Origin of the sequence: Rothia nasimurium (genome assembly GCF_928382285.1) — a bacterium.
GTDB lineage: Bacteria > Actinomycetota > Actinomycetes > Actinomycetales > Micrococcaceae > Rothia > Rothia nasimurium_E.
Map to the genome: position 1 here is coordinate 183,977 of NZ_CAKMSS010000005.1, position 11,920 is coordinate 195,896.

General features: G+C 59.2%; 10 protein-coding genes. 8 read left to right on the top strand and 2 right to left on the bottom strand.

The genetic code is table 11. The features are described from left to right. Complete coding sequence (locus L6758_RS07510; protein ID WP_237205560.1) at positions 1–1,584, bottom strand: sensor histidine kinase; 1,584 nt, start codon at positions 1,582–1,584, stop codon at positions 1–3. Further along, positions 1,577–2,065: a hypothetical protein gene (locus L6758_RS07515; RefSeq protein WP_237205561.1), complete on the bottom strand. Its 489-nt coding sequence runs from the start codon at positions 2,063–2,065 to the stop codon at positions 1,577–1,579. The genes L6758_RS07510 and L6758_RS07515 overlap by 8 nt, the downstream gene beginning before the upstream one ends. A 222-nt stretch (positions 2,066–2,287) precedes the next feature. Between L6758_RS07515 and L6758_RS07520 the strand changes: the two genes are divergently transcribed. The 8 genes from L6758_RS07520 (at position 2,288) to tyrS (ending at position 11,295) form a co-directional block, all read left to right on the top strand. Then, positions 2,288–3,490 (top strand): argininosuccinate synthase, encoded by a 1,203-nt coding sequence (locus L6758_RS07520; RefSeq protein ID WP_237205562.1) that lies wholly within the window; start codon positions 2,288–2,290, stop codon positions 3,488–3,490. Positions 3,491–3,609: 119 nt separating this feature from the next. Next, on the top strand, positions 3,610–5,052 hold the full coding sequence (argH, locus tag L6758_RS07525; RefSeq protein ID WP_237205563.1) for an argininosuccinate lyase: 1,443 nt from the start codon (positions 3,610–3,612) through the stop codon (positions 5,050–5,052). A gap of 9 nt (positions 5,053–5,061) precedes the next feature. Next, on the top strand, positions 5,062–5,613 hold the full coding sequence (locus L6758_RS07530; protein WP_237205564.1) for an adenine phosphoribosyltransferase: 552 nt from the start codon (positions 5,062–5,064) through the stop codon (positions 5,611–5,613). A gap of 485 nt (positions 5,614–6,098) precedes the next feature. Beyond that, positions 6,099–6,701, top strand: a complete 603-nt coding sequence (locus L6758_RS07535) for a hypothetical protein (RefSeq protein ID WP_237205565.1) — start codon at positions 6,099–6,101, stop codon at positions 6,699–6,701. A 159-nt stretch (positions 6,702–6,860) separates the two neighbouring features. Then, on the top strand, positions 6,861–7,106 hold the full coding sequence (locus L6758_RS07540; RefSeq protein ID WP_336603556.1) for a type II toxin-antitoxin system Phd/YefM family antitoxin: 246 nt from the start codon (positions 6,861–6,863) through the stop codon (positions 7,104–7,106). A 3-nt stretch (positions 7,107–7,109) separates the two neighbouring features. Continuing rightward, positions 7,110–7,364, top strand: a complete 255-nt coding sequence (locus L6758_RS07545) for a Txe/YoeB family addiction module toxin (RefSeq protein WP_237186795.1) — start codon at positions 7,110–7,112, stop codon at positions 7,362–7,364. Between the two features lie 121 nt (positions 7,365–7,485). Then, entirely contained in the window at positions 7,486–9,786 is a 2,301-nt protein-coding gene (locus L6758_RS07550) for a HelD family protein (RefSeq protein ID WP_237205566.1), read from the top strand. A 201-nt stretch (positions 9,787–9,987) separates the two neighbouring features. Beyond that, positions 9,988–11,295, top strand: coding sequence for a tyrosine--tRNA ligase (gene tyrS / locus L6758_RS07555; RefSeq protein ID WP_237205567.1), 1,308 nt, complete (start codon positions 9,988–9,990; stop codon positions 11,293–11,295). The last annotated feature ends 625 nt before the right edge of the window (positions 11,296–11,920 follow it).

Here is an 11,920-nt window from a genome sequence, read left to right on the forward strand (position 1 = left end):
TTATTTGGTCCAGCTGGGGTAGCGTACGCTGGAGACGCTATCTGCTAGGGCATCGGTGTCGTCCTTACCGCTATCTGCTGCGGCAGCTGCTGGCAGGGTGATGCCGAAGATAGCGCCGATACCGTCGTCCGGCTGGGCAATCCAGACGGAGCCTTCGTGGGCTTCTGCGATGGAGCGGACGATGGCCAACCCCAGCCCGGCACCCACGGAGTGCTTTTTAGCGATGGCAGGGTTTTTGGCGTTATTGCGCTTGAACCGTTCGAAGAGGGTTGCGGCGTCTTCTTCGCTGACGCCGGGTCCCTGATCTCGTACCCAGAGCTTGAGCTCGCGGTGGGAACCTGCTCCCTCAAAGGCTGAGCCGATAGAGATGGTGGTTCCCTCGGGGGAGTACTGGGCTGCGTTGGCGCAGAGCTGGACGAGAGCCTGGGTGATGCGCTGTTCGTCCAGGTCAACTTCACCTTCTGCGATGTCTGAAATCATCCAGCGGTGGTCGGTAAAGGCCTGTACCTTCGAGTCGAGGGTAATCATCAGGTCGGCGACGTCTACCGGGTGCGGTGAGACAAAGTCAGGGCGCTCGGACTTGGCGAGGGTGAGCAGGTCAGCGACGATACGACCCATGCGTTCTAGCTCATCGTCGACCAGCTGCAGGGTCTGATCCTGTTCCTCGGTGCGGTCCATGAGCTCAAGGTGACCGCGCACGATGGTGATGGGGGTGCGTAGCTCGTGGCTCACGTCGTCCATAAACTGGCGTTCAATCATGGCTGACTCCTCCAATCTATCTAGCATCTGGTTAAAGGTGTGGCCCATAGCTGCCACGTCGTCGTCGCCCTTGACGGCGACTCGTCCTGAAAAGTTTTTGTCGTTAATTTCTTGGGCGACGGTGCGCAGGCTCCGAATCGGTTTGGTGATGCGGCCCGCGACCAGCCACGCGATGACTACGGTGGCAGCCAGCCCACCCAGCCCCACCCAAATCATGGTGACGATGGTGTGCTGCACCGCGTCGAGCTCAGGCTGGATATATTCCACAACGATGAGGTGCCCGGTCTGGGTTCCATCGTCGGTGTTGAGGCTGACCTCGACCTTGCCCCAGTGCACCGGGCCTGCCGGGGTTTGCTCGACCCCCGACGTCCTCTCATACCCGGTGATGAGGGCAAGGAGGTCCTTGTCTTGATGCAGTCTGTAGCCGGTTTCTTCTGCGTAGTCCTGCTGTTCATCGATGATGATGACCTGGTTGCTGGTAACGCCAATGAGCTGCTCTGCGTAGCCGGTGAACTGGCGGGACACAAAGGCGGTGAGCATCTGGTCCAGGTCTTCGAAGGGGGCAGCGGTGGTGGGGTCTACACCGAGTTCAGCAAAGGTGCGGAATTCTGAGATTTCGCTTTCGGTGCTCGCTGCGGCGTTGGTGCCGACCTCGCTGATGAGGATCTCGCGAACCGTGAAGATGAGGCCTGTGATGATAAAGGCTGTCACCAAAACCATCCATGCGACAATGCGAAGTCGTACCGACCCTGTGCGTTGGTTGTTCAGGCGGGAAGAGTCGCTAGAACGCCGCTTGGCCCACAGCTTGGTGAGAGGATTAGTCATCGTCGCCATCGTCATCGACCTCGTAGTCATCATCAAAGTCATCGTCGTCGGCAGGTGCGGGGGCGGGTGCCGGTGCCTGTTCTACCACGACGGGTGCCGGTGCAGGTGCGGGAGCCTGCTCGACTACAACAGGGGCAGGGGCCTGCTCAACCACTGCGGGGGCCGGGGCTTCAACGATAGCCGGCGCCTGTTCTACGACCGGAGTTTCAGCCGGTGCCTGCTCGGCGGGGGCTTCTTCAACCGGGGCTGCTTCCTCAGTTGCTGGCTCTTCGGTGGGCTCAGGGCTGGGGCTCTCGCTGCTTGCTGACGGCGAGGGGGTTGCAGTGGCGGACGCTGACGAGCTGGGGGAGGTGGTGCGGTCGAGGACGATGGGGTCTACCTCGTCACCGAGCTGGCCGCGGAAGCTCATGAGAAGAGCGAGAGCGGCGACCATTCCAACAGCTGCCAGGAGCAGGATTCCGAACATGTATTTCTTGAGCATGTTTCTAGTGTGGCAGTTGTCTTTAAAGGTTCTGTGAGTATTCCATTAAGGTTTTTTCATTTTGGGGTGCGCGTTTCTCTTGCCGGTTTTGTAACGGCGCGCGATGATAGTAGCGCGTATCACTGGCCGATACGTTTTGCATAATTATGTCTGAGTGTGCATAATTATTTATAGAACCTGCGGGGACCTCCCGCCCCTGAACGTAATATCTCAAGGAGCACCATGAAAGAGCGCATCGTCCTGGCCTACTCAGGCGGTCTAGATACCTCAGTTGCCATCGGCTGGATCGGCGAAGCAACCGGCGCAGAAGTTATCGCCGTTGCCGTTGACGTAGGGCAGGGCGGCGAGGACCTCGAGACCATCCGCCAGCGCGCCCTCGACTGCGGTGCTGTTGAAGCCTACGTGGCAGATGCCCGCGATGAATTCGCCAATGAGTACTGCATGCCCGCCCTCAAGGCCAATGCCCTCTACATGGACGCCTACCCCCTGGTATCGGCTGTGTCCCGCCCCGTCATCACCAAGCACCTGGTAGCAGCAGCCAAGCAGTTCGGCGCCACCACCGTTGCCCACGGCTGCACCGGCAAGGGCAACGACCAGGTCCGCTTTGAGGTTGGCATCCAGACCCTGGGTCCCGAGCTTAAGTGCATCGCCCCCGTGCGTGACCTGGCCCTGACCCGCGAGAAGGCCATCGACTACGCAGAAAAGAACAACCTGCCGATCGTCACCACCAAGAAGAACCCCTTCTCCATCGACCAGAACGTCTGGGGCCGCGCCGTTGAGACCGGCTTCCTCGAAGACATCTGGAATGCCCCCACCAAGGACGTCTACGACTACACCGACGACCCCACCTTCGCTCCCACCCCCGATACCGTCGTCATCTCTTTCAAGGAAGGCATCCCCGTTGCTATCGATGGCCAGGCAGTTACCCCGCTTGAAGCTATCGAGATTATGAACCGCCGCGCAGGTGCCCAGGGCATCGGCCGTATCGACATCGTTGAAGACCGCCTGGTCGGCATTAAGTCCCGCGAAATCTACGAGGCTCCCGGCGCTATGGCTCTCATGGCTGCCCACAAGGAACTCGAAAACGTCACCATCGAGCGCGAGCAGGCCCGCTTCAAGAAGATCGTTGGCCAGCGCTGGACCGAACTGGTCTACGACGGCCAGTGGTTCTCACCGCTGAAGAAGTCCCTGGACGCCTTCATCAACGACACCCAGAAGATGGTCAACGGCGATATCCGCATGGACCTGCACGGTGGTCGCGCCGTTGTTACCGGCCGTAAGTCAGAGACCTCCCTCTACGACTTCAACCTGGCCACCTACGACGAGGGCGACACCTTCGACCAGTCCATGGCCCGCGGCTTCATTGAGCTGTTCGGTATGTCCTCCAAGGTCGCTTCAGCCCGCGACCAGCGCCTGGGCCTCTAAAACTAGCCCCGCTTCAGCCGCCCAACCCCGCGCGTCCTTACCCCACTAAAGGTAAGGACGCCGGCGGGCGGCTTTTGCCTTACCCCGCACGATTTTCCCAACCCCGCAAAGGTAAAACTATGTCAGCTGAAAAGCACGGTACCAACGACGGCGCTCTCTGGGGCGGACGCTTCGCAGGCGGCCCCTCTGAGGCCCTTGCCGCCCTGTCGAAGTCAACCCAGTTCGACTGGCGTCTAGCGCCCTACGATATTGCAGGCTCCCGCGCCCACGCCCGTGTGCTGGCTAAGGCCGGTCTGCTCACCGACGACGAGCTCACCGGCATGATTGCAGCCCTCGACCAGCTTGAAGCCGACGTCCGTTCTGGCGCCTACACCCCGGCGGAGTCGGACGAAGACGTGCACGGTTCCCTCGAAAAGGGCCTCATCGAACGTGCCGGTGCTGAGCTGGGCGGTAAGCTACGCGCTGGCCGCTCCCGCAACGACCAGATTGCCACCTTGGGCCGCATGTACCTGCGCGATCACGCCTCCATCATTGCCACCGGCGTCATGGACACCATCGACGCCCTGATTGCCCAGTCCGAGGCCCACCCCTACGCGCCCATGCCCGGCCGCACCCACCTGCAGCACGCCCAGCCTGTTCTGCTCTCCCACCAGCTCCTGGCCCACGCCTGGGCCCTGTCCCGTGACCTTGACCGTCTGCTGGACTGGGACAAGCGCGCCGCCGTATCACCCTACGGCTCCGGGGCGCTCGCGGGCTCTTCCCTGGGGCTGGACCCCGAAGCTGTAGCAGCTGACCTGGGCTTCAACTCCGCAACCCACAACTCCATCGATGGCACCGCCTCCCGCGATGTCTACGCCGAGTTCGCCTGGATCGCCGCCATGATTTCGGTAGACCTCTCCCGCATCTCTGAAGAGATTATTCTCTGGGCCACCAAGGAATTCTCCTTCGTAACCCTGCATGACTCCTTCTCCACCGGCTCATCGATTATGCCGCAGAAGAAGAACCCCGATATCGCTGAACTTGCCCGCGGTAAGGCCGGTCGCCTGATCGGTGACCTCACCGGCCTGCTGGCAACCCTGAAGGCCCTGCCCCTGGCCTACAACCGCGACCTGCAGGAAGACAAGGAACCGGTCTTTGACGCCATCGACCAGCTCGAAGTTCTACTGCCCGCTGTCTCCGGCATGATTGCCACCCTCACCTTCAACACCGATCGCCTAGCAGAGCTGGCTCCCCAGGGCTTTGCCCTGGCGACGGACGTTGCAGAATGGCTGGTGCGCGAGGGCGTGCCCTTCCGTGTGGCCCACGAACTGGCCGGTGAAGCTGTGCGCGTCTGCGAAGAAAAGGACTGCGAACTGTGGGACCTGACCGACGAGGACTACCTGGCGATCTCACCTGCCCTGCACGCGGGCGTCCGCGAAGTGCTCACCGTTGAGGGGTCTTTGAACTCCCGGAGCGCCCAGGGCGGCACCGCCCCGTCCGCTGTGGCTGCCCAGCTGGAGGCACTCAAGAGTGAGCTAGAACCTGCGCGTGCTTTCGCGGCTCGCCCCCAGGTCATCAGCTAGGCTAAAAGCATGATTAAGCCCGTTGATTCTTCCCTGCCCCTTGATGAGCAGATCCCCGCTGCCTGCGCGCAGATTCAGGACTACCCCAAGGAAGGCATCCTCTTCTACGACGTCACCACCCTGTTCGCTAACCCGCAGGTCTTCCGGGCGTCGATGGAAGAGCTCGCCCAGCGTTTTGAGGGTCAGTTCGATATCGTAGCTGGCGTTGAGGCGCGTGGCTTCCTGATGGCTTCGGCTATTGCCTACATTGCCGGTACCGGCGTCATGACCGTGCGTAAGGCCGGTAAGCTGCCGCGCGATACCTACATGAAGGAATACTCCCTCGAATACGGCCAGGCCGCGATTGAGATTCACAAGGACGACATCCCGGCAGGTTCGCGGGTACTGATTGTGGATGACCTCTTGGCTACCGGCGGCACCCTTGAGGCGGCCACCCACCTAATGGAGATGGCTGACCTGAAGGTCACCGGTATCGGCGTGCTCCTGGAGCTTGAGGGCCTGGGCGGACGCGAGATCCTGGCTGGCCACCGCCTGGAGGCTCTGTCTCTGGTCGCTGAGTAGGTCTTCTACACATAAAATTTTGTAACTTGAAGCCCAACAACGGTGCGTACGTACTGTTGTTGGGCTTTTGAGTAAGCTGGTGATATCACTATTACCGCACACACTACGAGGTCATGATGCGCCGTAAACTTTTTGCATCCCTGGGAGTTGCCGCTCTTGTGGGGCTAAGCGCTTGTGGTTCTGGGTCTTCTGTAGCGAAACCTACTGCTCTACCCAGCTCAGCCCCTATAACATCTTCTTCGCCGGCACCATCTGCAACTGAGAGCAGCAGCCCGGCAGCAGAGCCGACCACGGAGGCCCCGTCGTCATCACCGGCTGCTGAACCTACAACTGCTGCCCCCACCCCTGAAAGTGACGAAGAAACTGTTGCAGCGGCACCGAATCTTTCTACTGAGGTCGCGGCACCGGGTACTAACTGTGGCAGGGTCAATGCTTCAGAGTTTTCTGCCTTTGTTTTTGGCGGTCCAACGTCATGCCAAGAAGCTATGACTGTGATGCAGAAGTTCGATTTGATGATGACCCCTGATCATTTTCAGGATGGAAAGCGAACGACCCCCGCTCAAGCCACTGTAGATGGCTACGAATGTAAACAAGATAATGTCATTGCCCGCGATACCGGAACCTATGCCACCTGCGTCCACCCGGGCCACGGTGGTTACATCCAGCTACGGGTATCTAGCCTCCAGCCAATTCCTGGGCACGTTGCTAATGTCCCCTGGAGCAGTGCCGTCAGCAAATATGTTTTTGCTCCAGCCGGTTCAAGCAAGAACATTGCCTGTTGGACCACGAATGGTTTTACCGTCACATGTGAGGTCTCAACTGGGCGAGCTGTTCCACCCGCTAATGGAAAGGTCGGTGGGTACGTTGCTACCAACCTGGTAACCCTGGGAGGCGATACTGTTGATATCTCTGAGGGAGGCTTACAGGGAGTGACCGCAGAAATGGATGCTGCTATCCCTATCGATATCGGCACTACCGTCAATTTCTATGACTTTAGTTGTCAGCCTCTCAGCGTAGATAGCGTGACCTGCCGCAGCTCGGCAGGTAAGAGCTTTACGATCTCTCCCCAGGGAGTAGTTGAACAGTAGGTCAATCCTTCATTGAGCGGACGCCCGTCCTTCCCCAGCAGGGAGGGGCGGGCGTCCGCTTCGTTCTGGAATGGGTTGTGCTGTTCTCTCGGGGCTATCCAAGAAAAACCAGCGGTCGTACAATTAGTTGTACAAGAAAGGCTGTGTGGAATGAAAACAATGACCTATTCAGAATCTCGGGCTCGGTACGCAGAGGTCATGGATTCTGTTATCAACGACCGCGAAGAAGTCATCATCACTAGAGTGGGGCACGACCCCGTCGTCATGCTATCGCTCGAAGACTACGAGTCCCTCAAAGAAGCCGCCTACCTCATGCGCTCTCCCAGGAACGCTCGTCGAATCTCTGAATCAATCGCGCGGCTGAAAGCTGGTCTGGGGGAAGAGCACCAGCTGATCGAAGAGTAAGCCATGAAAATCGTGTGGGATGAAAACGCCTGGGAAGACTACCTCTGGTGGCAGCAGCAGGACCGCAAAGTCCTCAAACGCATTAACACTCTGATCAAAGATATTGCCCGCAACGGGCACGAGGGTATCGGCAAACCCGAGGCCCTTAAACACGACTGGTCAGGGTTCTGGTCGCGGCGGATTACAGACGAACACAGACTCATTTATGCGATAACAGATACGTCAATCTTGATTGCCGCCTGCAGATACCACTACTGATAGGCAGCGATTGAAAGTCTGGGCGCCCTGCCCCGCCGAGCTGCCGCGGGCGTCCTTTCTTTTTGCTCGGGTGTACGGGTAGAATGGAGGGCTTGAATTTTCCGCGATGAAGGGTTCCCTCTTGACTGAGAACACAACCGCAACCGGTGAGCAGACTGCCGCTGAAAAAGCCTACGAGGCTCAGCTGGCAGGTGAACGAGCCTACGTGGGCAGGCTGTATGCCCGCCTTGATGAGCTCCGAGAGATTAACGAGAAAAAGCTCAAGAGCACCCGCAAGAACCAGGCTGTTGGCAGCCACCAGAACCGTTCAGAGCGTGACGCCTACGCCCAGCACTATGAAGACCGCCTGGCCCAGTACAACGCTGTTGACCACCGTCTGGCTTTTGGCCGTCTTGACCTCGACGACGAGGCTATCCGCTACATCGGCCGTATCGGCCTGGCAACCGAAGACCACGAGCGCCTGCTCATTGACTGGCGCGCCCCCGAAGCGGGCACCTTCTACCAGGCCACCGCTTTCAACCGGCAGGGTGTGCGCCGCCGCCGCCACCTGATGCTAGAACGCCGCGAAGTAACCGGCTTCGAAGACGACGTACTCGACTCAACTCTGCTTGAGGACGGCGATGAGAACCTGCACGGTGAGGGTGCCCTGCTGGCGGCCCTGAACCGCAAGCGCACTGGCCGCATGGGCGATATCGTGGCGACAATTCAGGCAGAGCAGGACGCCATCATCCGCGCCGACCTGGCAGGCGTCCGCGTCGTGCAGGGCGGCCCCGGTACCGGTAAAACCGCCGTTGCCCTGCACCGTGCCGCCTACCTGCTCTATACCTTCCGCGAGCGTCTCAACAACGCTGGCGTTCTGGTGGTCGGCCCCTCCGCTTCCTTCATGTGGTACATCGAGCGTGTGCTGCCCTCCCTGGGCGAGACCGGCGTGGTGATGTCGTCCTTAGCTACCTTGTACCCCGGTATTAAGGCTGTACCCGAAACCGATCCCGCGGTTGCCCAAATCAAGGGCGACCTGCGCATGGCCGAGGTCATTAAAAAGGCTGTGGCCGACCGTCAGAAGGTGCCGGCCAAGCCCGTGAAGATGTACGTGGATTCCACCGCCATCGAGATGACCCCCGGCATGGTCAAGCATGCCCGCAACACGGCGCGTTCAACCGGCAAGCCCCATAACGAGGCTCGGGAAACCTTTGTGAAGGTGCTCCTCAAAGAGCTCACCGTCCAGCTCAACGAAAAGCTGGACGCCGCCGCCGGCCACGCGGTTGACCGCCCCTACCTCGAAGACGATGTCCGCGGGTCCCTGGACGTCCGCCGAGCTATCAACCTCGCCTGGATGCCCCTGTCGCCCGAGACCCTGGTGCGCTCGCTGTTTTCAAAGCCGGAATACCTGCAGAGCGCAACCGCGGGCGTCCTCACCGACACTGAGCGTGACGTCCTGGCCCGCGCAGCGAACCTGCCCTTTACCGAGTCCGATGTGCCCCTGCTTGATGAGGCAGCTGAGCTGCTCGGTGATTTTTCCAAGGTCGCTGGTGCCGGGGCTGCTGCCCGCGCTGAGGCTGCCCACCAGGCTAACCTCGAAAATGCGCGTAAGGCTCTGGAGAACGTGGACCAGCAGCTGGCCGATATGGGTGTCGATGGTGTGGTCACCGCCGAGCAGATTGCTGAGCTCAACGAGGAACGCGGCGAGCGTATGACCGCCGCCCGCGCCGCGCAGGCCGACCGTACCTGGGCCTACGGGCACGTGGTGGTTGATGAGGCCCAGGAGCTTTCCCCCATGCAGTGGCGCCTGCTCATGCGCCGCTGCCCCATGAAGTCCTTCACGATTGTCGGCGACATTGCCCAGGCCTCATCGGCTGCTGCTTCCCAGTCCTGGGCGCAGGCTCTTGAGCCTTTTGTGGGGGAGCGCTTTACCCTGGACGAGCTGACCGTCAACTATCGTACTCCCGCCCAGATTTCGGACGCCGCCGTTGCGGTTGCCCGCGCTGCCGGCCTGGAGATTTCAGCCCCCCGCGCTGTGCGTGAGGGTAACTGGGCACCGTCCGCTCGTATCGTTGGTGAGGACGCCCTCTACCCGGCTGTGGTGAGCACCGTCAGCGATGAGCTGGAGCAGGGCGCCGGTGGCCTGATCGGCGTGATTGTCAGTGAAGAGCGCTACCGCGAGACCGCCCTGGCGATTGCTGCCGAGCACAAGGGTAAGCTGGGCACCTCGGCCTCTGCCCTGGAACACCAGGTACTGATTCTGACTCCCTGGGAATCCAAGGGCCTGGAGTTCGACACCGTGATTATCGTTGAGCCTGCCGACCTGGTGCGTGCAGCTAACGGTTCGGTGGGCGACCTGTATGTTTCCATGACCCGCCCCACCCAGCGCCTGCACCTGCTCGCTTCTCGTGAATTGCCCGCGGGTATCGACCCTACCGAGTAGCTGCACGAGAACCCGTAGCGCAAGGACGCTCCCAGCCCCTTTTCCTGCCCGCGGGCAGGGAAGCGGGGGAGGGGCGTCCTTTCCTTTCTCTCAATCAGAGAACACCGCAGCTGTCCGAAGCCTGCCTGGGCGGTGAACTGGTACCGTGGTAGCAGGTGGCTTTGCCACTGCTTTTTGTTCATTACTAACCATGGAGTAACCGTGTCTGAAGAGACTCTTGCAGCTCAGCACAACGATGATTCCTTCGAGAATATCTGGCAGGAATTGAAGTGGCGTGGATTTGTGCACGTCAGCACCGATGAAGAAGCCCTTGAGAAGGCGCTGGCTGAAGAGACCGTGAACTTCTATATCGGTTACGACCCCACAGCGGCTTCCCTGCACCTGGGGCACCTGGTGCAGCTGCTGCTGATGCGTCGCCTGCAGCTGGCTGGTCACCGCCCCTTCGGCCTGGTCGGTGGAGCTACCGGTTTGATTGGTGACCCCCGTCAGACCTCTGAGCGCGTCCTTAATTCCCGCGATGTGGTGGAGGGCTGGGTAAGCCGTTTGCGCGGCCAGATTGAGCGCTTCCTATCTTTTGAGGGTGAGAACGGCGCCCAGATGGTTAACAACCTGGACTGGACCAGCGAGCTATCTGCTATCGATTTTCTGCGTGAAATCGGTAAGAACTTCCGCGTGGGCACCATGATTAAAAAAGAGATTGTGGCTAAGCGTCTGAACTCTGAAGAGGGTATCTCTTACACCGAGTTCTCCTACCAGATTCTGCAGGGGAATGACTTCCTCGAATTGAACCGCCGCCACAATGTCACCTTGCAGTGCGGTGGCTCCGATCAGTGGGGCAATCTGACCAGTGGCACCGAGCTGGTTCGTAAGGTCACCGGCAAATCTGTTCACGCTCTGGGTACTCCGCTCATTACCAACTCGGATGGCACCAAGTTCGGTAAGTCTGAGGGCAACGCTATCTGGCTGGACCCCGAAATGTGCTCACCCTATGCTTTCTACCAGTTCTGGCTGAACACTGCCGATGCTGACGTAGCTGACCGTCTCAAGGTCTTTACTTTCAAGACCCGCGACGAGATTGCTGCCCTGCAGAAGTCTGTAGAAGAAGAGCCCTTCAAGCGTCTGGCGCAGAAGACCCTGGCCTACGAGGTCACGTCACTGGTGCACGGTGTTGAAGCTACCGAGAAGGTCATTGCTGCTTCAGAGGCTCTCTTCGGTAAGGGCGACTTCGCTGCCCTGGATGAGGCAACCCTCAAAGCTGCAACCGCTGAGCTGCCCCATGCTGTACTCACCCGGGATCAGCTGGACATAGTGACCGTGCTGACCGAGACCGGCCTTTCCGCATCTAAGTCAGAAGCCCGCCGTACTCTCAAGGAAGGCGGCGCGGCTATCAATAACGTCAAGGTTCAGGGCGAGGACGCCGCCCTTACCGAATCTGACCTGCTTCTCGGCAAGTACGCGGTAGTTCGCCGCGGCAAGAAGAACATGGCTGTTGTTGAGGTTGCCCAGTAAGTTCCTCGCGGACGCCCGCCCCACCTCTCCTCCTTACACAAGGAGAGAGTGGGGCGGGTTTTGTTATTTGCGCTTGCCAGGGCGGTAAAAGCGAGGGAAACCGGAGACAGGGCAGGGTGAGGTTCTGCGAGGCTAGGAAAGTTTTTCAAAATATTTTTGAAAAACTTTAACCCGCTGTTTACTAGGTGAAATATCTTCGTTTGGGTGGGTTTAGGTGGTGTTTTGAGGGAAAAAGAGCCCTGTTCGGGTTGCATGCTTCAAAAAACCTGCGTAAAGTATAACGAGTCGCTGAGGCGCGGGGAACCGGCCGAAAGCGAAAAATAATCGAATAGTGCACCACAAGTTGAGTCGATAAAGACTCCCAGGAAAAGTTGATTGAACTGGTTTTCGGGTTTGAAGCTAAGGCTTTGAAGTAAAGAAAAGAGCTTGTGGCTATCGTCACGCTCTAACGAGTTGCGATGATGGAAAAAGCATTATAGACTGAATGAGTTGCCCAAACGGGTAACACAAAAACTTGAGAATGACCGATACGAAACACCGGCCAGCATCTGGCTAGGGTTGAGAATGCGGTTTGTTGCTTGAAAACTCAATAGCGTACCAATGTTATAAATAACATTCTTATCGT